Origin of the sequence: Ramlibacter sp., from assembly GCF_035627355.1 — a bacterium.
In the GTDB taxonomy this organism is placed as follows: domain Bacteria; phylum Pseudomonadota; class Gammaproteobacteria; order Burkholderiales; family Burkholderiaceae_C; genus Ramlibacter.
Genome location: NZ_DASPLW010000066.1, coordinates 32,180 through 56,531 on the forward strand (window position 1 = coordinate 32,180; position 24,352 = coordinate 56,531).

General features: G+C 71.7%; 15 protein-coding genes and 1 tRNA gene. 8 read left to right on the top strand and 8 right to left on the bottom strand.

The features are described from left to right. Window positions 1-100 precede the first annotated feature (100 nt). From VEC03_RS15610 to VEC03_RS15625, 4 genes are read left to right on the top strand one after another with little or no spacing between them, the layout of a single operon-like run. Window positions 101-850: a 4'-phosphopantetheinyl transferase family protein gene (locus VEC03_RS15610; RefSeq protein WP_324917023.1), complete on the top strand. Its 750-nt coding sequence runs from the start codon at window positions 101-103 to the stop codon at window positions 848-850. Window positions 851-871: 21 nt separating this feature from the next. Then, window positions 872-5,440: a MupA/Atu3671 family FMN-dependent luciferase-like monooxygenase gene (locus VEC03_RS15615; protein WP_324917026.1), complete on the top strand. Its 4,569-nt coding sequence runs from the start codon at window positions 872-874 to the stop codon at window positions 5,438-5,440. Next, window positions 5,440-11,805, top strand: coding sequence for a polyketide synthase (locus VEC03_RS15620; protein WP_324917029.1), 6,366 nt, complete (start codon window positions 5,440-5,442; stop codon window positions 11,803-11,805). The genes VEC03_RS15615 and VEC03_RS15620 overlap by 1 nt, the downstream gene beginning before the upstream one ends. Before the next feature lie 54 nt (window positions 11,806-11,859). Beyond that, complete coding sequence (locus VEC03_RS15625; protein ID WP_324917032.1) at window positions 11,860-14,379, top strand: ABC transporter permease; 2,520 nt, start codon at window positions 11,860-11,862, stop codon at window positions 14,377-14,379. A 265-nt stretch (window positions 14,380-14,644) separates the two neighbouring features. On the opposite strand, the gene VEC03_RS15630 is transcribed toward VEC03_RS15625, so the two are convergent. After that, window positions 14,645-15,799, bottom strand: a complete 1,155-nt coding sequence (locus tag VEC03_RS15630) for an acyltransferase (protein ID WP_324917035.1) — start codon at window positions 15,797-15,799, stop codon at window positions 14,645-14,647. Window positions 15,800-15,886: 87 nt separating this feature from the next. Continuing rightward, window positions 15,887-15,973, bottom strand: a tRNA-Leu gene (locus tag VEC03_RS15635). Between the two features lie 42 nt (window positions 15,974-16,015). Here VEC03_RS15635 and cysM point away from each other — a divergent pair. Both cysM and VEC03_RS15645 read left to right on the top strand, forming a co-directional pair. Next, complete coding sequence (gene cysM / locus VEC03_RS15640) at window positions 16,016-16,927, top strand: cysteine synthase CysM (protein WP_324917038.1); 912 nt, start codon at window positions 16,016-16,018, stop codon at window positions 16,925-16,927. An 11-nt stretch (window positions 16,928-16,938) separates the two neighbouring features. Then, the gene (locus VEC03_RS15645; RefSeq protein WP_324917041.1) at window positions 16,939-17,469 is read left to right on the top strand and encodes an NUDIX domain-containing protein; all 531 of its coding nucleotides are present in this window, start codon (window positions 16,939-16,941) and stop codon (window positions 17,467-17,469) included. Window positions 17,470-17,479: 10 nt separating this feature from the next. Here the strand turns inward: VEC03_RS15645 and rfbC are convergent, their stop codons facing one another. The 4 genes from rfbC to rfbB are packed head-to-tail and all read right to left on the bottom strand — an operon-like array spanning window position 17,480 to window position 20,909. Continuing rightward, window positions 17,480-18,037 (bottom strand): dTDP-4-dehydrorhamnose 3,5-epimerase, encoded by a 558-nt coding sequence (gene rfbC, locus VEC03_RS15650; protein WP_324917691.1) that lies wholly within the window; start codon window positions 18,035-18,037, stop codon window positions 17,480-17,482. A gap of 5 nt (window positions 18,038-18,042) precedes the next feature. After that, window positions 18,043-18,930 (bottom strand): glucose-1-phosphate thymidylyltransferase RfbA, encoded by an 888-nt coding sequence (rfbA, locus tag VEC03_RS15655; protein ID WP_324917044.1) that lies wholly within the window; start codon window positions 18,928-18,930, stop codon window positions 18,043-18,045. A 3-nt stretch (window positions 18,931-18,933) separates the two neighbouring features. Then, complete coding sequence (rfbD, locus tag VEC03_RS15660; RefSeq protein WP_324917047.1) at window positions 18,934-19,848, bottom strand: dTDP-4-dehydrorhamnose reductase; 915 nt, start codon at window positions 19,846-19,848, stop codon at window positions 18,934-18,936. Next, on the bottom strand, window positions 19,845-20,909 hold the full coding sequence (gene rfbB, locus VEC03_RS15665; RefSeq protein ID WP_324917050.1) for a dTDP-glucose 4,6-dehydratase: 1,065 nt from the start codon (window positions 20,907-20,909) through the stop codon (window positions 19,845-19,847). Before rfbB ends, rfbD begins: the two co-directional genes overlap by 4 nt. A gap of 109 nt (window positions 20,910-21,018) precedes the next feature. On the opposite strand from rfbB, the gene VEC03_RS15670 reads away from it, so the two are divergent. Beyond that, a complete protein-coding gene (locus tag VEC03_RS15670) occupies window positions 21,019-21,246 on the top strand; it encodes a sulfurtransferase TusA family protein (protein ID WP_324917053.1) in 228 nt (75 codons plus the stop codon). A gap of 21 nt (window positions 21,247-21,267) precedes the next feature. Here VEC03_RS15670 and galU read toward each other — a convergent pair whose 3' ends face one another. Further along, window positions 21,268-22,155 (bottom strand): UTP--glucose-1-phosphate uridylyltransferase GalU, encoded by an 888-nt coding sequence (gene galU, locus VEC03_RS15675; RefSeq protein WP_324917056.1) that lies wholly within the window; start codon window positions 22,153-22,155, stop codon window positions 21,268-21,270. A gap of 107 nt (window positions 22,156-22,262) precedes the next feature. On the opposite strand from galU, the gene VEC03_RS15680 reads away from it, so the two are divergent. Beyond that, window positions 22,263-23,231, top strand: coding sequence for an NAD(P)-dependent oxidoreductase (locus VEC03_RS15680; RefSeq protein ID WP_324917060.1), 969 nt, complete (start codon window positions 22,263-22,265; stop codon window positions 23,229-23,231). Window positions 23,232-23,249: 18 nt separating this feature from the next. On the opposite strand, the gene VEC03_RS15685 is transcribed toward VEC03_RS15680, so the two are convergent. After that, window positions 23,250-24,311, bottom strand: coding sequence for a CDP-6-deoxy-delta-3,4-glucoseen reductase (locus VEC03_RS15685; protein ID WP_324917063.1), 1,062 nt, complete (start codon window positions 24,309-24,311; stop codon window positions 23,250-23,252). Window positions 24,312-24,352 lie beyond the last annotated feature (41 nt).

Consider the following 24,352-nt stretch of genomic DNA (forward strand, 5'->3'; position numbering starts at 1 on the left):
GGGCCATCGGGGCGCGCCCACAACGCGGAATGCCCATGCAAACATCCCCGGCAACAGGGCGCAACGGCTGTGCAACAGGGAACTTGGCATGCAAGGTGGGGTGCAAGTGTGGACGGCGAACCCGGACGGTCTCGGCTGCGCCGCCTGCCAGGCCTTCGCCGGCATGCTCGATCCGATGGAGCGCGAACGGGCGTCCCGGCTGCAGTTCGATAGCGACCGGCGCGCGTTCGTCGTCGCGCATGCCATGCGGCGCATGGCGTTGGGACTGGCCCTCGGCATCGATCCCCAGGAGGTGCGATTCGGCAGCGGCCCGCACGGGCAACCGCTGCTCCTGGGGAACGGCGGCGACGCGCCGTTCTTCAGCCTCACCCGCAGCCGCGGGCTGGTGGCGGTGGCCGTGGACTGGCGCGGCCCGGTCGGCATCGACGTCGAGCTCTTGCGCGACGGCGTCGACGCCGGGTTGCTGGAGGCGTACATGGACCACGGCGAGCAGCCGCCGCAAGACGACGAGGCCTTCTATGCGCACTGGACCGCGCTGGAAGCCTACTGGAAGGCCCGCGGCCTGGGGCTGTCCACCTCGCATCCGCGCATCGCGCTGCGGCCCTGCGGCGACGGTTGCCTCGAGGTGCTGGTCGGGGAGGCGCGCAGCGCCAGCGGGCTGGTGGTGATGCGGATGCCGGGCCCGGCCACGCACGTCCTCAGCCTGGCTTGCACGCAGGCGGCGCCGGTGCAATGGGTCGAACTGGAGGCCCTGGCGCCCAGGCCCCCTGCCCAACCGCAGAAAGCCGAGACAAGTTGTAAGTCTGGTGACTGCTGGCTCGACTCGATGCCTAGCATTTTCAGTTCGTAACCCGTGAAGCGAGGGACAGGGATGAAGACAAGCGCGGTGTTCGTGGGTGACGGCAGCCTGCTCGTGCAATGTGCGCAGGCCTGGCGCAGCGCCGGACACGAGGTGGTGGCCGTGGCGTCGGCCAGCGAGGCCCACCTGGGGTGGGCGGGGGAGCAGGGCATTCCCGCGATCCGTATCGAGCCCGGCTGGGAAGCGGCCCTGGCCGGCCTTCCCGGCTTCGACTACCTGTTCAGCGTGGCCAACCTGCGCATGCTGCCGACGGCGGTGCTGGCCCGTGCGCGCAAGCTGGCCATCAATTTCCACGACGCCCTGCTGCCCCGGTACGCCGGGCTGAACGCCACCTGCTGGGCGCTGATGGCGCAGGAACGCAGCCATGGCGTGACCTGGCACGAGATGACGGCCCGCGCCGATGCGGGCCGCATCGTGCGGCAGGCTTCGTTCGAGATCTCGCCGCAGGAGACGGCGCTGAGCCTCAACGCCAAGTGCTACGAGGCCGGCCTCGCCAGCTTCACGGCCATCGCACAGGACCTGGCGCGCGGCGAACCGACCCTGGTCGAACAGCAGGGCGAGCGGCAGTACTTCGGCCGGCACCGCCGGCCACCGGCGCTGGGCACCCTCGATTTCTCGCGGCCCGCTGCGGAGCTCGTAGCGCTGGTGCGCGCGCTGGACTTCGGCCAGTACCCCAATCCGCTGGGCCGGGCCAAGGTCCTCGCCGGCGACCGCCTGCTCGCCGTGCGTGGGGCCGAGCCGACCGGCCAGCGAAGCGGTGCCACGCCGGGCACCGTGCTCTCGGTGCAGGGCGATGCCATGCGCGTGGCGGCCGCCGATGCGGACGTGCTGCTGACCGGGGTCACGGACCTGCAGGGCCACGCGACCAGTGGCCTGGCGCCGAATGACTGCCTGGCGCTGCCCGCCGCGGCCGTCGCGCAACTGGCGCAGCGCAGCGAGTCCCTTGCGCGCGGCGAGCAGCACTGGACCGAGGTGCTGCATGCGGCCACGCCGGTGGAGTTGCCCTATCCCAGGCGGACCCACCCGGCGGCCGGGGCCGCCGAGCTCACCTTGCCCTTGCAGGCGCCCGCGCACGGCGCCACCACGCTGGCCGCCTTCCACGCCTGGCTGGCCGCGTTGACGGGGCAGGGCACCGCCTGCGTGCTCTACACCGATGCGTCGCTGGCCGAGCAGGCGAGGGACCTGCAGCCCTGGTTAAGCGACTGGGTGCCGGTGGCCCTGCAAACGGATGCGGCCACGACCACCCTGCAGGCGGTGGGCGCGGCTGAATCGGCTTTGGCGCGCACGCGTGCGGCCGGCCCGCCCACGCGCGACCTGCCTTGGCGCCTGGGCGAGCGGCAATCCCCGATGCCGGCGATCGCCCGGGTGGCGCTCTCGCTGCGCCCGTGCGAACGCCCCGAGGGCTGCGAGTTGCTGGTCCGGCCTGATGCCGGCGAGCGCTCGCTCGAACTGGTGCTCGACGGCGCGGCCTTCGATGCCGAAACGGGCATGGCGATGGCGGCGCAGCTCGGCGCCTGGCTGAACGCCTTCGCGGCGTCGGACGGACCGGTCTCGCGCGTGCCGCTGTTCGGTGCCGACGAGCAGCGCGCGCTGGACGAGCTCAATGCGACGCAGGTGGCCTTCGACGAACAGGGCGCCGTGCACAAGGCCATCGCCGCGCAGCTGGCTCGCGCGCCGGGGCAGGTCGTGGTCACCGGTGCCGGCGACAGCCTCACGGCGGCCCAGCTGGACGAGCAATCCACCGCGCTCGCGCAGCGCCTGCTGGCACGCGGCGTGCGGCCCGGCGACATCGTCGGCCTGTGCCTGCCGCGCACGCCCCAGCTGCTGGTCGCGGTGCTCGGCGTGTTCAAGGCCGGCGCCGCCTACCTGTCGCTGGATCCGGACTATCCGCAGGAGCGCCTGCAGTTCATGGTCGAGGATTCGCAGGCGCCGCTGGTGCTGGCAAGCGGCGCCACGGCGGCCGCGCTGCAACTGCCGGCGCAGCGCCTGCTGCGCATCGACGAGCCCGGCGCCGCGGCGCCCTTGCCGGCCGCGCTGCCGGCCGCCGACCCGCGCCGCGCCGCCTACGTGATCTACACCTCGGGCTCCACCGGCAAGCCCAAGGGCGTGGTCGTCACGCACCGCAACGTGATGAACTTCTTCGCCGGCATGGACGAACGAGTGCCGCGAAGCGACGGCGCGCGCTGGCTCGCCGTCACCAGCCTGTCGTTCGACATCTCGGTGCTGGAGCTGTGCTGGACCCTGGCGCGCGGGGTCGCCGTGGTGCTGCACGCCGACGACGCCACGGCCGCCGGCCGGGCCACCGATTTCAGCCTGTTCTATTTCGCCAGCGACGAGAACAACGAGCCCAAGGACCGCTACCGCCTGCTGCTGGAGGGCGCGCGCTTCGCCGATCGCGAAGGCTTCGCGGCGGTCTGGACACCCGAGCGCCACTTCCATGCGTTCGGCGGGCTGTTCCCGAACGCATCGGTGACCAGCGCGGCCATCGCCGCGATCACCTCGCGGGTGCAGATCCGGGCCGGCAGCTGCGTGGCGCCGCTGCACCACCCGATCCGCATCGCCGAGGACTGGGCCTTCGTGGACAACATCTCGCAGGGCCGGGTGGGCGTGGCCTTCGCGTCCGGCTGGCAGCCCAACGATTTCGTGCTGATGCCGGAAGCCTTCGCCAAGCGCCAGGACGAGATGCTGGACCGCATCGACACCGTGCGCCGGCTGTGGCGCGGCGAGACGGTGTCCTTCCCCGGGCCCAAGGGCGAGCCGGTGGCGATCCGCACCCTGCCGCGGCCGGTGCAGCCCGAGCTGCCGATGTGGATCACGGCCGCCGGCAACCCCAAGACCTTCGAGCAGGCGGGCGCGCTCGGCTGCCGCCTGCTGACCCACCTGCTGGGCCAGAAGGTCGAGGACGTGGCGGAGAAGCTCGCCTTGTACCGGGCGGCTTGGCTCAAGGCTGGCCATCCCGGCGAAGGCCACGTCACGCTGATGCTGCACACCTTCGTCGATCCCGACGAGGACCGCGCGCGCGAGATGGCGCGTGGCCCGATGAAGCAGTACCTGCGCAGCGCGGTGGACCTGGTGCGCCAGGCGGCTTGGTCGTTCCCCACGTTCGTCGAGCGAGCCTCCGCCAGCGGCAAGAGCCCGCTCGAGATCATGGAGTCGGCGCCGCTGTCCGAGCAGGACATGGATGCCTTGCTGGACCATGCGTTCGAACGCTACTACGGCACCAGCGCGCTGATCGGCACGCCGCAGCGATGCCTGGAACTGGTCGGCAAGGTGCAGGCGGCGGGCGTGGACGAGATCGCCTGCCTGATCGACTTCGGCATTGCGCCCGACGAGGTGCTGGCCAGCCTGCCGCACCTCAAGGCCGTGATGGAGGCCAGCCATGCCGCGCAGGCGCTGCCGCGCCGCGTCACGGTGGCCGAACAGGTGCTGCAGCACGGCGTGACGCACCTGCAGTGCACGCCGTCCATGGCCGCCATGCTGCTGGCCGACTCGCCCGGCCGCGCGGCGCTGTCGAAGCTGGAGGTGCTGCTGGTCGGCGGCGAGGCGCTGCCGCTGGAGATGGCGACGCAGCTGCGCGGCTGCGTGAAAGGCGTGCTGGTCAACATGTACGGGCCGACCGAGACCACCGTCTGGTCCACCACCTGCCAGCTGGACCGGGTGCAGGATCGGGTGCCGCTGGGGCGGCCGATCGCCAACACGCAGCTGTCGATCCGCACGCCCTGGGGCGCCGAATGCCCGGCCCTGGTGCCGGGCGAGCTGTGCATCGCCGGCGACGGCGTGACCGATGGCTACCTGCACCGGCCGGAGCTGACGGCCGAGCGCTTCGTGCCCGACTCGAAGCAGCCGGCCCGCCGCTGGTATCGCACCGGTGACCTGGTGCGGCGGCTGCCGGACGGCACGCTCGAGTTCCTCGGCCGCATGGACCACCAGGTCAAGATCCGCGGCCACCGCATCGAGCTGGGCGAGATCGAAAGCGTGCTGTTGCGGCAGGACGGCGTGAAGCAGGCGGTGGTGGTGGCGCGCACCGACAGCGCCGGCCAGCACTTCCTCGCCGGCTACGTGTCGCCCCGGCCGGGTGCGACCCTGCAGGCGGCGCGGCTCCGCGAGGCGGTCGCGCAGGCACTGCCCGAGATCATGGTGCCGCAGTCGGTGCTGGTGCTGCCGACGCTGCCGACCACGCCCAACGGCAAGATCGACCGCAAGCTGCTGCCCGATCCGCGCGCCGGTAGCGTGGTGCGCAGCGGCGCCATCGCGGCCCCGCCGTCGGCGGCGCCGGAGAACGCGCTGGAGAAAACCATCGCCGCCATCTGGCAGGACGTGCTCGGGCTGGAGGCGGTGGGGACCACGGAGAACTTCTTCGACCTGGGTGGCCACTCGCTGCTGGTGGTGCAGGTGCAGCGCCGGCTGCGCGAGGCCACCGGGCAGGAGGTCTCGATCACCGACATGTTCCGGCTGCCCACCATCCAGGCGCTGGCCGCGCACCTGGGCGGCGGCGGCGCCTCCTCGGCCGTCGCCCAGGGCCAGAGCCGCGCCCAGGCGCGCCGCATGCTGCGCAACCGAAGCCTCCAGACCCAATCCTGATGAGTGAACAAGTGCCCCCCATCGAGCCCGGCTGCGTCGCCATCGTCGGCATGGCCGGGCGCTTCCCGGCCGCGCGCACGCCGGGCGAGCTGTGGCAGCTGCTGGCCGCCGGGCGCGAGGCCACCCAGTGGCTGACCGACGAGGAACTGCGCGCCGCCGGCGTCGGCGATGCGGAACTGGCCGATCCCAACTACGTGCGCGCCAGCCTGGTGCTGCCCGACCTGGAGATGTTCGACGCCGAGTTCTTCGGCTTCTCGCGGCGCGACGCCGCCATCCTCGATCCGCAGCACCGCCACTTCACCGAATGCGCCTGGGAGGCGCTGGAGGACGCGGGGCATCCGCCCGAGTCCTTCGAGGGCGCCATCGGCGTGTTCGCCGGCTGCGGCATGCAGGCCTACCTGCCGTACAACCTGCTGACCAACCCCGAGCTGAGGCAGTCGATCGGGTTGTTCCTGCTGCGCCACACCGGCAACGACAAGGACTTCCTGGCCACCCGCGTGTCCTACCTGCTGGACCTGCGGGGGCCCAGCCTCGGCATCCAGACGGCGTGTTCCACCTCGCTGGTGGCCGTGCACGTGGCGGCGCAGAGCCTGCTGTCGGGCGAGTGCGACATGGCGCTGGCCGGCGCGGCCAGCATCGAGCTGCCGCACCGCCAGGGCTACCGCTTCGCCGAAGGCGAGATCCTGTCGCCGGACGGGCATTGCCGCGCCTTCGACGAGAACGCGGGCGGCACCCTGTTCGGCAGCGGCGCCGCCGTCGTGGTGCTGCGCCGCCTGGAGGACGCGCTGCGCGACCGCGACAACATCTATGCGGTGATCCGCGGCTCGGCCGTCAACAACGACGGCTCGCAAAAGGCCGGCTACCTCGCGCCCAGCGTCGACGGGCAGGCCCGCTGCGCCGTCGAGGCGCTGGCCGTGGCCGGCGTGGAGCCCGGCAGCGTGCAGTACATCGAGGCGCACGGCACCGGTACGCCGGTGGGCGACCCGATCGAGGTGGCCGCGCTCACCCAGGCCTATGGCGAGGGTGGCCGCGGCTTCTGCGGGCTGGGTTCGATCAAGACCAACATCGGCCACCTCGACACCGCCGCCGGCGCCGCTTCGCTGATCAAGGTGTCGCTGGCGCTGCGGCACGGGTTGATCCCGGCCTCGCTGAACTTCGAGCGGCCCAACAGCCGCTTCGAGATGGAGAACACGCCCTTCCGCGTGGTCGACCGCGCGCGGCCCTGGCCGCGAGGAGCACAGCCGCGCCGTGCAGCGGTCAATTCGCTGGGCGTGGGCGGCACCAATGCGCACGTGATCCTGGAGGAAGCGCCCGTCGTCGTGTCGCAGGCTCCGGCCGGGCAGCCCTGGCAGGTGATCACGCTGTCGGCCCGCACGCCGGGCTCGCTGGAGCGGCTCAAGGCCAAGTGGAGCGACTTCCTCGCGCGTCCGCCGGCCGATTTCAGCCTGCACGACGCCGCCTTCACCACGCAGGAGGGCCGGCGCGCGTTCCCGCATCGCTGCGCGCTCGTCGCGCGCGACGTAGCGGGGCTCGCGGCAGCCCTGGAGACGCGCACGTCCGCGCAAGTCGCCGGCGGCAAGGCCGCAGCCCACGCACCGGCCGTGGTGATGATGTTCCCCGGCGGCGGCGCCAGCTACCCGGGTGCCGGCCGCGACCTGCTCGCGCAACCGGCCTTCCGCTCGGCGGTCGACGAGTGCTTCCGGCGCATGCCGCCCGACGCGCCGGCCGACCTGAGGGCCCTGATGTTCGAGCGCGACAAGGGCGACGCGGACGCGGCGCGCCGGCTGGAGCAGCCGCGCTACAACATCCCCGCACTGTTCGTGCTCGAGTACGCGCTGGCCCGCCTGTGGGAGAGCTGGGGCGTGCGTGCCTCGGCGGTGATCGGCCACAGCGCCGGCGAGTACGCGGCCGCGGTCATCGCCGGCGTGATGGACCTGGACGATGCGCTGTCCCTGGTCGTGCTGCGCGGCGTGCTGTTCGAGCAGGCACCGCCGGGGGCGATGCTGTCGGTCGACCTGGCGGAGGACGAGCTGCTGTCGCTGGCGCAGGGCCTGGAACTGGACGTCGGCGTGGTCAATGCGCCCGACCTGTGCATCGCATCGGGCGCCGAATCCGCGATCGCGGAACTGGGTCGCCGGCTGGCGGCCCATGGGCACGAGGGGCGGCGCCTGCACATCCGGGTGGCAGCGCATTCCCGCCTGCTGGACGGCATCCTGGATCGCTTCCGCGAGGGAGTGGCGCGCATCCGGCTGTCGCAGCCGGCGATTCCGTTCATCTCCAACCTCAGCGGGGGCTGGGCCGACGCGGCGCTGCTGTCCGGCGCCGACTACTGGGTGCGCCACCTGCGCCAGCCGGTGCGCTTTGCCGAGGGCCTGGCCACGGTGCTGGCCATGGGCGATGCGGTGCTGCTGGAAGTCGGGCCGGGCCAGGGCATGTGCGCCCTGGCGCGGCAGAACCTGCGCGGCCAGCCGCGCACCGTGCTGCCGTCCACCGGCAAGGCGCAGGACGAGGGCGACGACCTGCCGCTCATCCTCGCGTCGCTGGGCGCGCTGTGGACGCGCGGGATCACCCCCGACTGGGCGGCCGTGCGCGGGGGCGGCTCGCCCCGGCGGATCTCGCTGCCCACCTATGCGTTCGACCACCAGCGCCACTGGATCGAACCGGGCCGTGCGCTGCTGACCGATGCGGCCGGCCCGGACGAAGCGCCGACGCAGCGCGTGCGCCGCCTGCCGCAGATGGACGACTGGTTCGGCGTCCCGCAGTGGAGCCCGGCGCCGCTGCCGGTGGCGCCCGCCCCGGAACCGGGGCTGCACGCGCTGGTGCTGGGTGGCGACGACGCCACCACCCACGGCGTGCTGCGGCGCATCGCCGACGAGGGCGGGCGTGCCGTGCTGGTGCGCAGCGGCGCCGCGTTCGCGGCCGCAGCCGACGGCAGCTTCACGCTGGACCCGACGGACGCCGCCGCCTTCGAGCGACTGTTCAACGAACTGGAGGGCAGTGGCCGGATGCCGGACCAGGTCCTGCACCTGTGGAGCCTGCAGGCGGACGGCCGGGATGCGGCGCGGGACCAGGTCCTGGCCTTCGAGAGCCTGGTGAACCTCGCCAAGGCCTTGCAGGCCATGGACCTGCGCCAGCCCGTCCGGCTGGCGGTGGTCACGTCGGGCAGCCAGGGTGTCAACGGCAGCCCCGTTACCCACCCGGTGCGCAGCCTGGCCCTGGGGCCGGTGCGCGTGGTCCCGCGCGAGGTGCCGAACGTCAGCACCGTGCTGGTCGACCTGGACCCGCGGGACACCGCGTCGGCTGCGGCCTGCCGAGCGGTGGTCGGCGAATGCCGTGGCGCCGGTGGGGGTGCCGACCTGGTGGCCTGGCGCGAGGGCGCGCGCTGGGTGGCACAACTGGTGAAGCTGCCGGCCGCCGGTCCATCCCGCGCCGGTGCGGAGGGCGGCGAGCCCCTCGCGGAGCCCGACCTGGCGAAGGCCGACATCCCGTCCCGCTTGCGCGAACGCGGCGTCTACCTCCTCACCGGCGGGCTGGGCGACATCGCGCTGGAACTGGCGGCCTTCCTTGCCCAGCGCTGCAAGGCCCGGCTGGCGCTGGTGAGCCGCCGCAAGCTGCCGGCCCGCAGCAGCTGGCCGGCACTGGCGGCCGCCACGGAGCCGGGCGACACCGCCCGCGTGCTGCGCCAGCTGCTCGCGCTCGAAAAGGCGGGCGGCGAAGTGGCCGTCTACAGCGCCGACGTGGCCGACCGGGCCGCGATGGCCGAGGTGATCGCCGACGCGCGGCGCCGCTGGGGCGCAGTGCACGGCGTGTTCCACGCGGCCGGCACGCTGCAGGACGCGCCCATGGCCGCCAAGACGGCCGATGCGCTGCGGCAGGTGCTGTCGCCCAAGGCGGATGGCGCGCGCGTGCTGCACGCACTGCTGCCCCCCGGCGAGCTGGACGTCTTCGCGATGTTCTCCTCCACCAGCGTGTGGCTGGGCCCGCCCGGGCAGGTGGATTACGTGGCGGCGAATGCCTTCCTCGACGCGCTGGCCGCGTCGCGCCCCGACGGCCTGTCCATCCACTGGGGCATCTGGGCCGACAAGGGCATGGCTGCGCGGGCCTACGGGCGCGCGGCGGCGGCCACGCCGCACGCGGTCCATCCGCTGCTGGGCGTGCGCGCCGACAGCGACGGCGGCGCCGTGTTCGAGGCCACGTACGCTGCCCAGGACCTGTGGGTGCTGCGCGAGCACTCGGTGGCCGGCCGCCCGGTGCTGCCGGGCACGGCCTACATCGAGATCGCCCGCGCCGCGATGGCGCAGCTGCATCCGCGCAGCGGCGTCGAGATCCGCTCGCTCTCCTTCGAGGAAGCAATGGTGTTCGACGGCGCCGGCCGCCGCGACGTGCGGATCGAATTGAACCGCCATCCGGAAGGCTACGAGTTCCTGGTGCGCAGCCGCGCCGACGCCCGTGAACCCTGGCAGGAGCATGCGCGGGCCCGGCTGGCGCGCTACCGCGGCACGCTGCCGCCGGCGCCGCCGCTGCCGGCCGGCGACTGGCGTGGCGGCGAACTGCCGCAACGGGGCGTGGACTTCGGCCCGCGCTGGCACAACATCGCCGGCATGCGACTGGGCCGCGGCGAGGGCGTCGCCCGCATGCAGCTGGCGCCCCGGTTCGCCGACGACCTGAAGGTCTTCGCCATGCATCCGGCGCTGGCCGACATCGCTGCCACCTTCGGGCTGCACCTGCTCGAGCCGGCGCAGCGCGAAGGCACGCTGTACGTGCCGCTGTCGGTGGACCGCATCCGCATCGTGGCGCCGCTGCCCATGCACAGCGTCAGCTGCGCGCGGCTCAAGGAGGCGGCCCGCGACCGCTTCGCCGCCTTCGACGTCAGCCTGCACACGCCCGAAGGCGCACCCATCGCCACCATCGAAGGCTTCAGCCTGCGCGGCGTCGATCCGAAGGCCCTGTCGCGCCACGCCAGCGGCCAGGCCCACCGCGAGCCCGGCCTGGCCGAGGCCATGCTCGCCTGCGGCCTGCGCACCGAGGAAGCGCCGGCGCTGTTCGAGCGGGTACTGGATGCCGCCGTGCGCGAACTGGTGGTGTCCTCCATCCCGCTGTCGGCCATCCACCGCGCCATGAGCGATGCGGCGCCGCGGCCGCTGCCACCGGTGGCGGCGTCGCGGGCGCCGGCCGCGTCGGCGGCCCAGCTCAATCCGGTCGAGGCCGTCATCGCCGGGATCTGGCGCGAACTGCTGGGCGTGGACGAGGTGGGCCGCGACGACGACTTCTTCGCGCTCGGCGGGCATTCGCTGGCGGCGGTGCGGCTGTTCGCCCGCATCCGCAAGCAGTGGAACGTGGACCTGCCGCTGGCCACGCTGTTCCAGGGCTCCACGCTCGCCGGCCTGGCGCAGCTGGTGGCCCAGGCGGGGCACCTGGACACCAGCATGGGCAGCCCGCCCGCGCCGACCGCGGCACCGGCGTCCAACGTCATCCCGCTGCCGCGCGCCTGGTCGCCGCTGGTGGCGATCTGCCGCGGGGCCGCCGGCCGGCGGCCGGTCTTCTGCGTGCACGGCGCCGGCGGCAACGTGCTGAACTTCAAGGTCATCTCGGACCGGCTCGGGCCGCAGCAGCCCTTCTACGGCCTGCAGGCGCAGGGGGTGGATGGAAGGCTGCCGCCGCTGTCCACCATCGAAGCGATGGCCGCGCAGTACGTGGAGGCGATCCGCACCGTCGACCCCAGCGGTCCCTACCGGCTGGCCGGGTACTCGGGCGGCGGCGTGATCGCGTACGAGATGGCGCAGCAGCTGGTGCGCAGCGGCGCCCAGGTCGAGACCATCCTGATGATCGACACGCTGTCGCCCAGCGCGGCGGTGCGCAAGGTTCCGCTGCTGCAGAAGCTCTGGCTCAAGCGCCACTGGTCGCTGGCGTTCGCGCTCGACTGGCCCAGCCGGCGCCGGCGCGCGCGCGTGATGCAGCGGTCCTACCAGCTCGCGCTGGAGCAGCTGGCGCGCGGCGAGCCGCTGCCGCCGGAGCTGGTGGACTTCCACCTGTTCCGCAACTTCACCGACGCGCAGGCGCAGTACCGCGTGCAGCCCTACGACGGCGAAGTGGTGCTGTTCAAGGCGGCGCAGGCCGAGACGCTGTACCTGTACGCCGGCCCCTGGCTGGGCTGGGACGAGCATGTGACGGGCGAGATCCGCCTGACGGAGATCGCCGGCTCGCACTTCAGCATGATGTCCGAGCCCGGTGTCTCGGAAGTCATCGAGGCCTTCCGGTGCGAGCTGGCGCGGCTGGACGGTGAGGAGCCGGCCGAGCCCTCGAGCGGATCCGTGCGCAGCAAGTCGCGCACGATGCCGGCCCGGGGGCTGAGTCCAGCTGCCTAGCGGCGCCGGCCACGCGACAGCGGCGCCGGCCCGTCTTTGCTAAGGTCCTGCGCCATGCAGACCTCCTTCTGGCGCCTGGGCTGGCGCACCCTGTGGCGCGACCTCCGAGCCGGCGAACTGCGGCTGCTGATCGTGGCGGTCACCCTGGCGGTGGCGGCGCTCACCGCCGTCGGTTTCTTCGCGGACCGGCTCCAGGGCGGGCTGGCGCGCGATGCACGCCAGCTGCTGGGCGGCGATGCCGTCGTCGCCAGCGACAACCCCACGCCGCCCGCCTTCGTCGAGCGCGCCCGCGCCCTCGGCCTGCAGGCGGCCACCAGCGTGGTGTTCCCGACCATGGCGCGGGCGCCCGACGAGCGGGGCGGCGCCGCGCGGCTGGTGGCCCTCAAGGCCGTCGAGCCCGGCTATCCCTTGCGCGGCCAGCTCACCGTCAGCGACAGCGCGGAAGGGGCGGGCGCGCCCACCCGGGCGATCCCGGCCCGAGGGGAGGCCTGGGTCGATCGCTCGCTGCTGGAGGCGCTGGGGCTGGCCCCGGGCGACACCCTGCTGCTGGGCGATGCCAGCCTGCGCATCGCGCGCGTGCTGCTGCTGGAGCCGGACCGGGGCACCGGCTTTTCCACCTTCTCGCCGCGAGTGATGATCAACGAGGCCGACCTCGCGGCCACCCGGCTGGTGCAGCCGGCCAGCCGCATCCGCTGGCGCTTTGCCGTGGCCGGGCCGGACCGCGCCGTCAAGTCCTTCTCCGAATTCGCGACCGCGGTGGCGGCGAAGCCCGAGGTGCGCGGCGTGCGGGTGGAATCGCTGGAAGGCGGCCGGCCGGAGATGCGCCAGACGCTGGACCGAGCCGAGAAATTCCTGAACCTGGTCGCGCTGCTGTCGGCGCTGCTCAGCGCCGTGGCGGTGGCCCTGGCGGCCCGTGGCTTCGCGGCGCGCCACCTGGACGACTGCGCCATGCTGCGCGTGCTGGGGCAGCCGCAGCGCGCCATCGCCCTGGGCTACGCGGTGGAGTTCGGGCTGGTCGGGCTTGCGGCCAGTGCGCTGGGCGTGGCGCTTGGCTATGCGGTGCACTTCGTGTTCGTGCTGCTGCTGTCCGGGCTGGTGGAGACCTCGCTGCCCGGCGCCGGCCTGTGGCCGGTCGGTTTCGGCCTGGGCATGGGCCTGACCCTGCTGTTCGCGTTCGGGCTGCCGCCGGTGCTGCAACTGGCGCAGGTGCCGCCGCTGCGCGTGATCCGGCGCGACGTCGGCGGCCTCAAGCCGGCCTCTATGGCGGTGCTGGGCATAGGCGTGCTGGGCTTCGCCACCTTGCTGCTGGCCGCCAGCAGCGACCTGTGGCTGGGTGGCATCGCTGTGGGCGGCTTTGCCGGCGCGGTGCTGCTGTTCGCGGTGCTGAGCTGGGTGGCGGTGAAGCTGCTGCGGCTGTCGGTCAACGAAGCCACGGCGCCGCGCTGGCTGGTGCTGGCGACGCGGCAGCTGTCGGCCCGGCCGGCCTATGCGGTGGTGCAGGTGAGCTCGCTGGCGGTCGGCCTGCTGGCACTGGTGCTGCTGGTGCTGCTGCGCACCGACCTGGTGGCCAGCTGGCGCCAGGCCACGCCGCCGGACGCGCCCAACCGCTTCGTCATCAACGTGATGCCCGAGCAGGGCGACGACTTCCTGCATGCGCTGCAGCAGGCGGGCGTGCAGCGCTTCGACTGGTACCCCATGATCCGCGGCCGCCTGGTGGCGGTGAACGACCGCGACGTCGGCCCCGACGACTACACCGAGGACCGGGCCCGGCGACTGGTGGACCGGGAATTCAACCTCTCGCATGCGGCGGATGCGCCGCCGCACAACCAGATCGTCGCCGGCCGCTGGCAGGCCGAGGAGGCCGATGCCGTCAGCGTGGAGCAGGGCATCGCCAGGACGCTGGGGCTGGAGCTGGGCGACCGCCTGCGCTTCGACATCGGCGGCATGCCGGTGGAGGCGCGCATCACCTCGCTGCGCAAGGTGGACTGGGGTTCGATGCGGGCCAACTTCTTCGTCATGTTCCCGGTCAGCCGCATGCCGGACGTGCCGGCCACCTTCATGGCGGCCTTCCGCGCGCCCGAGCGCAAGGGCTTCGACAGCGCGCTGGTGCGCCAATTCCCCAACATCACCAACGTCGACATGACCAGCACCATCGACCAGGTGCAGGCCGTGCTCGACAAGGTGGTGCGCGCGGTCGAGTTTTTGTTCGGCTTCACGCTGGCCGCCGGGCTGGTGGTGCTGTTCGCCGCCGTGACCGCCACCCGCGAGGAGCGCGCGCGCGAGTTCGCCATCATGCGGGCGGTGGGCGCCAGCGGTGCCCTGCTGCGGCAGGTGCAGCGGGCCGAACTGGCGGGCGTGGGCCTGCTGGCCGGGCTGCTGGCCAGCGCCGTCGCTGCCGTCGTCGGCTGGGGACTGGCGCGCTTCGTGTTCGAGTTCCAGTGGACGGCCTCCCCGCTGGTGCTGGCCGGCGGCGCCGTGGCCGGTGCCGTGCTCGCGCTGGCGGCCGGCTGGTGGGGGCTGCGCGAAGTCCTGCGCAGGCCGGTGGTGGAAACGCTGCGCAGCGCAGCGGAGTAGGCGCTGCCTGCCGTTTGTCGCCGGTTCCCGGCGCTCCACCGTAGGCCGGCCCCAAGCGGCTCATCCGGCGCGGGACTCGCTGGCTCGGCGTTTCCGCCTACACGCCGGTCGGAAACGGCCGAGCCATGAAACGAGGCTCAGCCTGACGGCACTGGCTCGGCCGTTCGACCATCCTGAACGCGGGATCGGTCCTTGGTTACGGTCCCAGCCATGGAGGTTCTTCGCCCGGCCGCGCGCCGGGCGTTTTTTTTGCAGCGCGGGCGATCTAGGCCAGGGCCGCGCCGCGGATCCTTGCCCGCAGTCCCGCCAGCGGACGTTCGATGACCAGCTGCATGAGGGCGGACAGGACCAGCGCCGCCAGCAAGGCCGCCATCCACAAGGCCGCGCCGCGGCTTTCGCCGACCAGCGCGCTGAACAGCACCAGCACCACGTAGTGGTTCAGGTACACGGCGTAGGAGAGGTCGCCGAGCGAGCGGTCCAGCCGTCGCAAGGAAGCCGGCACCGTCGCACGGCTCAGCACGACGACCAGGCCGCAGAACATGGCGAACACCAGGATGCCCAGCAGCACGGGCAAGGTGACCAGGCCGGGGTCGCGCAGCACGTTGCCCCCGCCGATCAGGCGGGCGGCGCCCACGAGCGACAGGGCCGCGCTGGCCACCAGGGGAAGCTGCCAGCCCTTGTGCCTGGCGACCGCGTGGATGCTGACGCCCAGCACGAAGAAGGGTGCGTAGGTGACGTAGAACCACGGCTTCTGGTGCCAGGCCGCGTACAGGTACAGCACGGCCAGCGCGAGGGTCCCGGCGAGGGTGGGCAGCCGCGTCCGCCCGATGGAGCCCCTGAACAGGACGAACAGCCCGATGAAGAGATAGAACATCATCTCGGCGTTGATCGCCCACACGTAGCGCACGAACAGGTAGATCTCGCCCACGTAGTCCGTCATGCGGTCCGGCATCAGGAACGGCAGCACGCTCACCGGGTTGTACAGGAGGTTGCGCGCGCTCCACATGTCGGGCAACTGCTTGTAGCCCTCGAATCCGATGCCCGCCGACAGCAGGCCGAAATGGGCCAGCACACGGTGTACCGCCAGCGAAACGGCGAGCGCGCCCAGGAACGGCGGGACGATCTTGATGACGCGGTTCTTCATCAAGGCCATCGCGCGGCCCCGGTAGAAGGTGCTGGCCGCTTCGGCGAGGATGAAGCCGGAGAGGACGAAGAAGGCGAGGACCGCCGTCGAACCGGCGTGGATCCGCATGACGGCGTTGGCCGGCAGGTGGTCCGGCGCCAGCCATGCGCCGTGGCCCAGGACCACCACCATGGCCAGCACGAGGCGGAACGTGCCGAAGGCGCGATACGTCGGCGCCGAAACAGCCTGCATCGCCTCGGCAGGAGCAGGGTCGCTCAGGCGGTTGTCGTTGAACACGGTGTGTGGCGGCCCGGGTCATGGAGGGTTCGAACACACCGTGACGGGCAAGGAGGCGGGGAACCGGTGTCGGTCGGGCTAAGAGGTTGGTGCCGGAGGCCGGAATCGAACCGGCACGGTGTTGCCACCGGCAGATTTTGAGTCTGCTGCGTCTACCGATTTCGCCACTCCGGCAGCGTTGAAGAGCGAGGAAAAAAATTATGGCACAGTGGGGCGATGGACCCGCGCAGCTATCCCACCCTCGAAGACGCGATCGGAAACACGCCCCTGGTCGCCCTGCAACGCATAGGCGAACCCGGCAACCGCCAGCGCGGCAACGTCGTGCTCGGCAAGCTCGAGGGCAACAACCCGGCCGGCTCGGTGAAGGACCGGCCCGCGCTGTCCATGATCCGCCGGGCCGAGGAGCGCGGCGAGATCCGGCCCGGCGACACGCTGATCGAGGCCACCTCGGGCAACACCGGCATCGCGCTCGCCATGGCCGCGGCGATCCGCGGCTATCGCATGGTGCTGATCATGCCGGAGGACCTGTCGATCGAGCGGGCGCAGACCATGAAGGCCTTCGGCGCCGAGCTGGTGCTCACGCCCAAGAGCGGCGGCATGGAGTACGCGCGCGACCTGGCGGAGAACATGCAGCGCGAGGGCAAGGGCCGGGTGCTGGACCAGTTCGCCAACCCCGACAACACGCGCATCCACTACGAGGCCACCGGCCCGGAGATCTGGGAGCAGACCGGTGGTCGCGTGACTCACTTCGTCAGTGCCATGGGCACCACCGGCACCATCACCGGGGTGTCGCGCTACCTCAAGGAGAAGAATACCAAGGTGCGCGTTATCGGCGCCCAGCCGGCCGAAGGCTCGCGCATCCCCGGCATCCGCAAGTGGCCGCCGGAGTACATGCCGAAGATCTACGACCCCACCCACGTGGACGAGACCGTGCTGGTCAGCCAGGAGGAGGCCGAGGAGATGTGCCGGCGCCTGGCGCGCGAAGAGGGCATCTTCGGCGGCATCTCGGCGGCGGGCGCCTGCTGGGTCGCGCAGCAGATCGCGCAGCAGGTCGAGAACGCCACCATCGTGTTCGTGGTCTGCGACCGCGGCGACCGCTACCTGTCGACGGGCGTGTTCCCGGCCTGAGGAGGGGGACCATGGAGCCTTACCGGTTCTGCCCCCAATGCGCCACGCCCCTGCAGCCCATCGTGCAGGACGAGGACGGCGGGCCCAAGGAGCGCCTGCGCTGCCCGGCCTGCCGCTGGACGCACTGGAACAATCCCACCCCGGTGCTGGCGGCCGTGGTCGAGTACGAAGGCCGCATCCTGCTGGCGCGCAATGCCGCGTGGCCGGGCAGGATGTACGCGCTGATCACCGGCTTCATGGAGGCCGGCGAGACCCCGCAGGAGGGGATCCGCCGCGAGGTGAAGGAAGAGACCGACCTCGACGCCACCGCCGTGGAGCTGATCGGCGTCTACGACTTCCAGCGCATGAACCAGGTGATCATCGCCTTCCACGTGCAGGCGCAGGGCGTGGTGCGGCTGTCGCCGGAGCTGGCGGACTACCGGCTGTACGCCTGCGACGAAGTCAAGTGCTGGCCGGCCGGAACCGGCTACGCGCTGGCCGACTGGCTGCGCGGCCGCGGCCACGAGCCGCAGTTCATCGAGTGGCAGCGGCGCGCCGAGTAGGCGCGCACCATCAGCGGGAGTACAGCGGCGCTTGGTCCCAGCCGGGCGCAGCCTGGTCGCGCGCCGACAGCACCGGTGCGTCGCCGATCGCCGACAGCGGCCATTCGATGCCCACGTGGGCATCGTTCCACGCCAGTGCCCGTTCGTCCTCGGGCACGTAATAGTCGCTGGCCTTGTAGAGGAAGTCCGCCTGCTCCGACAGGACCAGGAAGCCGTGGCCGAAGCCCGGCGGGATCCACAGCTGCCGGTGGTTGTCGGCGCTGAGCTCCACGCCCACCCACTGGCCGCAGCGCGGCGAATCGCGCCGCAGGTCCACGGCCACGTCGAACACCCGGCCGCTGGCCACGCGCACCAGCTTGCCCTGCGGATGCGCCAGCTGGTAGTGGATGCCCCGCAGCACGCCGCGCGCGCTGCGCGAATGGTTGTCCTGGACGAAGGTGACGGCGCCGCCCACGGCCTGGTCGAAGGCGCGCTGGTTCCAGCTTTCCATGAAGAAGCCGCGGGCGTCGCCGAACACGCGCGGCTCGATCAGCAGCACTTCGGGCAGCCGGGTGGGCGTGACCTGCATCGTGCTCACCCCCTCAGCAGCGCGAGCAGGTACGCGCCATAGCTGCTCTTGCCCAGCGGCTGCGCCAGCGCGCTCAGCGCCGCATCGTCGATCCAGCCGTTGCGCCAAGCGATCTCCTCGGGGCAGGCCACCTTCAGGCCCTGGCGCTGCTCCAGCGTGTGGATGAACTGCGTGGCCTCCAGCAGGCTTTCGTGGGTGCCGGTATCCAGCCAGGCGAATCCCCGGCCCATGGTCTGCACGCGCAGGCGCCCGCGCTCCAGGTAGTGCTGGTTGACGCTGGTGATCTCCAGCTCGCCGCGCGCCGACGGGCGCACTTGCGCGGCGACGTCGCACACCTCGGCATCGTAGAAGTACAGGCCGGTCACCGCGCAGTTGCTGCGCGGCTGCGCTGGCTTCTCCTCGATCGAGGTGGCATTGCCCTGCTCGTCGAAGGCGACCACGCCATAGCGCTGCGGGTCGCGCACGTGGTACGCGAACACGGTGGCGCCCTCGACCGTGTCGTTGGCCTGCTGCAGCAGCTTGACCAGGTCATGGCCGTAGAAGATGTTGTCGCCCAGCACCAGGGCGCTGGGTGCGCCGGCCAGGAATTCGCGCCCGATCAGGAAGGCCTGCGCCAGCCCCTCGGGGCGCGGCTGCACGGCGTAGGCGATCCGCATGCCCCACTGGCTGCCGTCGCCCAGCAACTGTTGGAAGCGCGGCGTGTCCTGCGGGGTGCTGACCAGCAGCACCTCGCGGATGCCGGCCAGCATCAGCGTGGACAGCGGGTAATAGACCATGGGCTTGTCGAAGACCGGCAGCAGCTGCTTGGAGATCGCCAGCGTGGCCGGGTGCAGCCGGGTGCCGGCGCCGCCGGCCAGGACGATGCCCTTGCGGGCGGGCTTGTGGGTGGGCATGGGTCAGGAGGCGCGATGGTGCGCGAGTTCGGCGATGACGGCGCGCACGCCATCCTGCCAGGGCGGCAGCGACAGGCCGAAGGTCTCGCGCAGCCGGGTGGTGTCCAGCCGCGAGTTGGCCGGCCGCGCCGCTCGCACCGGGTAGTCACGGGACGGGATCGGCCGCACCCGGTCCGGCGTGGCGCGCAGGGGCAGGCCCACGCGCTGCGCTTCCTGCAGCAGCAGCAGGGCATAGCCGTGCCAGGTGGTGAAGCCGGCGGCGGCCAGGTGATAGACGCCGGCCAGCGAGGGATCCTCGCCGCGCTGGCGCAGCGAGCGCAGGACGTGCGCAGTCACGTCGGCAATCAGCGCGGCGCGCGTCGGGGCGCCCCACTGGTCGGCCACGATGGTGAGTTCGTCCCGGGTGGCCGCGGCCTCGAGGATGCTCCTGGCGAAGTTCCGGCCCCAGCTGTCGAACACCCAGCTGGTGCGCAGGACCAGGTGGCGCGGGTTCTCGCGCGCGACCGCCTCGTCGCCGGCCAGCTTGCTGCGGCCGTAGGCGCCCAGTGGGCCGGTGGGATCGGATTCGCGCCAGGGCCGTTCGCCGCTGCCGTCGTAGACGTAGTCGCTGGAGTAGTGGACCACCCAGGCGCCGCAGCGGGCAGCGGCGCGGGCGATGGCCTCGCAGGCCTGCGCATTGATGGCGAACGCCAGCTCGGGCTCGTCCTCGGCGCGGTCCACGGCGGTGTAGGCGGCCGCATTGACCACCACATCGGGTGCCACGGCGGCCACGGTGGCCGCGACGCCTTCGATGTCGCTCAGGTCGCCGCACAGGGCCGCGCTGCGGCGGTCCAGCGCGACGACCTCGCCCAGCACCGACAGGCTGCGCTGCAACTGCCAGCCGACCTGCCCCCGGGCACCGAACAGCAGGATCTTCATGCGGCGGAGTGCAGGGCCGGGTACTGCTGCTCGACCCAGCGCCGGTAGGCGCCGCTGGTGACCGAGGCCACCCAGTCGCCGTTGGCCAGGTACCACTGCACCGTGTCGCGGATGCCCTGCTCGAAGGTCACCGCGGGCTTCCAGCCCAGCTCGGCGGCGATCTTGCTGTCGTCGATGGCGTAGCGGCGGTCGTGGCCGAGCCGGTCCTGCACGTGCCGGACCAGCGCCGCGTGCGAGCGGCCGGGGCGCGCTTCGTCGATCACGCGGCAGATGGTGTGGACGACCTCCAGGTTGGTGCGCTCGGAGCGACCGCCTATGTTGTAGGTCTCGCCGGGCCGGCCGCGCTCCAGCACCGCGCGCAGCGCCGAGCAGTGGTCGCCCACGTGCAGCCAGTCACGCACCTGGCGCCCGTCGCCGTACACGGGCAGCGGCTGGCCGGCCAGGGCGTTGTGGATCATCAGCGGGATCAGCTTCTCCGGGAACTGGCGCGGGCCGTAGTTGTTGGAGCAGTTGGTGGTGATCACCGGCAGGCCGAAGGTGTGGCACCAGGCGCGCGCGAAATGGTCGGCCGAGGCCTTGGACGCCGAATACGGGCTGTTGGGCTGGTAGGGGTGGGTCTCGCTGAAGGCCGGCTCGGACGGGCCCAGCGAGCCGAACACCTCGTCGGTGGAGACGTTGAGGAAGCGGAAGGCCGACGCCTCCGGTGCCGGCAGCCGGCTCCAGTACCCGTGCGCCGCCTGCAGCAGCCGGGCGGTGCCGACCACGTTGGTCTGGATGAAGGCGTCCGGCCCGGCGATGGAGCGGTCCACGTGGCTCTCGGCGGCGAAGTGCACGATGGCGCGCGGCCGGTGTTCGCGCAGCAGGTCGCCGACGAGCGCGCTGTCGGCTATGTCGCCGCGCACGAACCGGTAGCCGGGATGCGACTCCACCGTCCGCAGGTTGCCCGGGTGGCCGGCGTAGGTGAGCAGGTCCAGGTTCAGGACGGGCTCCCGGTCCTGGGCCAGCCAGTCGAGGATGAAGGCGGATCCGATGAAGCCGCAGCCGCCGGTGACGATGATCATGATGGAAGCGAGGGGAAGACCCCGACGATAGCAAACGGCCGAAGCCGCCTCCGGTGAGCGCCTGCGGTCGCGCCTAGAATGGCCGGTGGATCATCCGCAAGGGCGCACGATGAACATCGACAAGGAAATCGACACGCGCGGCCTGAACTGCCCGTTGCCCATCCTGCGCGCCAAGAAGGCGCTGACGGACATGCTGTCGGGCCAGTTGCTCAAGGTGGTGGCCACCGACCCGGGCTCGCTGCGAGACTTCCAGGCCTTTGCCCGCCAGACCGGCAACGAACTGGTCGAGCAGCAGCAGCAGGGCGAGGAGTTCATCCACGTCCTGAAGCGGCGCTGAACGGCGCCGCCCCAGGGGTGCCTAGACGGCCAGCCGCCTGAGGTGCTCCCGCAGGCCCGGGCCGAGCTCGGGGTTCTTCAGCGCGAAATCGACGGTGGCCTGCAGGAAGCCGTCCTTGCTGCCGCAGTCGTAGCGCTTGCCCTCGTACAGCCAGGCGTGCACGCCTTCGCCCTCCATCAGCCGCGCGATGCCGTCGGTGAGCTGGATCTCGCCGCCGGCGCCGCGCGGGTTGGTGCGGATCATGTCGAACACGCTGGCGGTCAGCACGTAGCGGCCGGCCACGCCCATGCGTGACGGGGCCGATTCCGGGTCCGGCTTTTCCACCATCTGCCGCACCCGCGTCAGGCGCTCGCCCACCGCATCGCCGGCAACGATGCCGTAGCGCTTGACGTGCTCGCGCGGGACCTCCTGCACGGCGAGGATGCAGGTGGGCGTGCGCTCGAACTGCTGCACCATCTGCGCCAGCACCGAGGGGCCGCCCTCGGGGCCGCTCATGAGGTCGTCCGGGAGCAGCACCGCGAAGGGGTCGTTGCCCACGATCGGCGCGGCGCACAGGACGGCATGCCCGAGGCCCAGCGCGCGGGGCTGCCGCACGAAGGAGCAGGCCATGTCGGCCGGCGCGATGGAGCGCACCAGTTCCAGCACCTCCTTCTTGCCGCTGGCCTCCAGCTCCATCTCCAGCTCGGGCGAAACATCGAAGTGGTCCTCGATCGCGCGCTTGCTGCGGCCGGTGACGAACACCATGTGGCGGATGCCGGCCTCGTAGGCTTCCTCGACCGCGTACTGGATGAGCGGCTTGTCGACGATGGGCAGCATCTCCTTGGGCATGGCCTTGGTGGCCGGGAGGAAGCGGGTGCCGAGGCCGGCGACCGGGAAGACTGCTTTGTTGACCTTTGTGACGTTTTTCATAGCGTTGTGCGCTGATCTTGGATAAAGTCCGCGCAGTTTTTCACACTCCGACGTTCTCAGCCGTTGCAACTGGCTGAAATCCATGTCGGACAAGGACCCAACCCACCTTGGACATCTTACTGGTCGAACGTCTCGTGCCCGAGGCGCTGAACTGGCTGCAGGAGCGCCACAGCGTCGAGGTGCGCGGTGACCTCGCCAGCGACCCCAGCGCGCTGCGCAAGGCGGTGTACAAGTCGCGCGCGCTGGTGCTGCCCCGCAAGGTGGTCGTCACCCAGGAGTTCCTCGATTTCGCCCCCATGCTCAAGGCCGTGGCGCGCATGCACGTGGGCACCGACAACACCGACCTGGAAGCGTGCCGGGCGCGCAAGGTGCGCGTCATCCAGGCCAGCACCGCCAACGTCCGGTCCAACGCCGAGTACCTGCTCGCCAGCCTGTTGATGCTGTACCGGCGCGGCATCGGCGCGGCTCTGAACGGCGACCGCCACGCCGAGGTCCGGCTCGGCCGCGAGCTCAATGGCAGCGTGGTCGGCATCCTGGGCCTGGAGCCCACGGCCCACACCCTCGCGCTCATGCTGACCTCGCTGGGGGCCCGCCTGATCGGCTACGACCCCGCCGTGCACCACAGCGCGCCGATCTGGGAGCGCCTGAAGATCCAGCCGGTCGGCGTGCACGAGCTGCTGTCCAACGCCGACGCGGTGACGGTGCAGGTGATGTACGCCTCGCGCTACCGGGGCTTCATCAACGACAAGCTGCTGGCCCACTGCCGGCCCGGCCAGCTTTGGGTGGGCATCAGTCGCTCGCAGCTGTTCGACGTGGATGCCTTCGCGCGGGCGCTGAACGACGGCCGCATCGAAGCCGCGCTGCTGGACGGCGCCGAGTCCGGCTTCGCCTCGCGCGGGTCGCCGCTGCACGACTGCAGCAACCTCTTCCTGACCCCGCGCCTGGGCTCGCACACGCGGGAAGCGCGCATGCGCGCCAGCTGGTACGTGGCACACCGCATCCACGAGACGCTCTCGGCGGGAAGCCAGGGCGCGTCGGAGCCGACCCCGACCGGGATGATGGACCTGGGGGCCTAGCGCCCAGCGGCGCCGGACTCAGGTGCCGGCGTCCTTGTGCTTGTCGGCCTCGGTGGTGAAGGCGTCGGCGTAGAACTCCTCCGGCGGCAGCCTGGCCAACTCGCTGTACTCGGCGCGGGCGGAATCCACCACGATGGGCGCGCCGCAGGCATAGACCTGGTGGCCCGAGAGGTCGGGGAAGTCCTCCATCACGGCCTTGTGGACGAAGCCGGTCCGGCCGGTCCAGTTGTCCTCGGGCAGGGCGTTGGAGATCACCGGGACGTACTTCAGGTGGCCCATCTCGGCGCAGCGCGCCTTCACCCAGTCGTCCAGGTACAGGTCCCCGGGGCGGCGCCCGCCCCAGTAGAGCGTGGTCGGCCGCGAGATCCCCTTGTGCTGCATGTGCTCGATCAGGGCCTTGATCGGCGCGAAGCCGGTGCCCGAGGCCAGCAGGATCATGGGCTTGTCGGAATCCTCGCGCAGGAAGAAGCTGCCGTACGGGCCTTCCACCCGCAGGATCTCCTTCTCCTTCATCGCGCTGAACACGTGGTCCGTGAACTTGCCGCCCGGCATGTGGCGGATGTGCAGTTCCACCCCCGGGCCGTTGTGCGGCGCGTTCGCCATCGAGTAGCTGCGGCGCGAGCCGTCGCGCAGGATGAATTCGACGTACTGCCCGGCGTGGTAGCGCAGCGTGTCATTGGCGGGCAGCTGCAGCCGCACGATCATCACGTCGTGCGAGCGCTTCTCCAGCGCGATCACGCGCGAGGGCATCTTCTTGACGGGGAACGCACTCTCGTCGGTGACCTGGCGCGACTCGAGCACCACGTCGGTCAGCGCGAAGGCGCTGCAGGTCAGCACGTAGCCGGCCGCTTCCTCCTCGGCGCTCAGGGCCTTGCTCTGGTGCGCGCGGTGGACCACCTCGCCTTCAAGCTTGCGGCACTTGCACGAACCGCAGGCGCCGTCCTTGCAGCCGTAGGGCATGCCGATGCCCTGCCGGATGGCGGCGGCGAGCAGGGCCTCGTCGGCGTTGGCGCTGAAGGTCCGGCCGCTGGGCTGCACGGTCACCTGGAAGGGGCCTGCTGCGGCCTCGGCGCTGGTCATGTTTGGGTATCCTCGAAGCTGGTTTTCACTCGACGAAGCCG

Excerpts from the sequence above, each read along its gene's own strand:
- VEC03_RS15615 (WP_324917026.1), top strand. The coding sequence starts at position 872 with ATGAAGACAAGCGCGGTGTTCGTGGGTGACGGCAGCCTGCTCGTGCAA.
- VEC03_RS15620 (WP_324917029.1), top strand. The coding sequence starts at position 5,440 with ATGAGTGAACAAGTGCCCCCCATCGAGCCCGGCTGCGTCGCCATCGTC.
- VEC03_RS15625 (WP_324917032.1), top strand. The coding sequence starts at position 11,860 with ATGCAGACCTCCTTCTGGCGCCTGGGCTGGCGCACCCTGTGGCGCGAC.
- cysM (WP_324917038.1), top strand. The coding sequence starts at position 16,016 with ATGGACCCGCGCAGCTATCCCACCCTCGAAGACGCGATCGGAAACACG.
- VEC03_RS15645 (WP_324917041.1), top strand. The coding sequence starts at position 16,939 with ATGGAGCCTTACCGGTTCTGCCCCCAATGCGCCACGCCCCTGCAGCCC.
- rfbC (WP_324917691.1), bottom strand. The coding sequence starts at position 18,037 with ATGCAGGTCACGCCCACCCGGCTGCCCGAAGTGCTGCTGATCGAGCCG.
- rfbA (WP_324917044.1), bottom strand. The coding sequence starts at position 18,930 with ATGCCCACCCACAAGCCCGCCCGCAAGGGCATCGTCCTGGCCGGCGGC.
- rfbD (WP_324917047.1), bottom strand. The coding sequence starts at position 19,848 with ATGAAGATCCTGCTGTTCGGTGCCCGGGGGCAGGTCGGCTGGCAGTTG.
- rfbB (WP_324917050.1), bottom strand. The coding sequence starts at position 20,909 with ATGATCATCGTCACCGGCGGCTGCGGCTTCATCGGATCCGCCTTCATC.
- VEC03_RS15670 (WP_324917053.1), top strand. The coding sequence starts at position 21,019 with ATGAACATCGACAAGGAAATCGACACGCGCGGCCTGAACTGCCCGTTG.
- galU (WP_324917056.1), bottom strand. The coding sequence starts at position 22,155 with ATGAAAAACGTCACAAAGGTCAACAAAGCAGTCTTCCCGGTCGCCGGC.
- VEC03_RS15685 (WP_324917063.1), bottom strand. The coding sequence starts at position 24,311 with ATGACCAGCGCCGAGGCCGCAGCAGGCCCCTTCCAGGTGACCGTGCAG.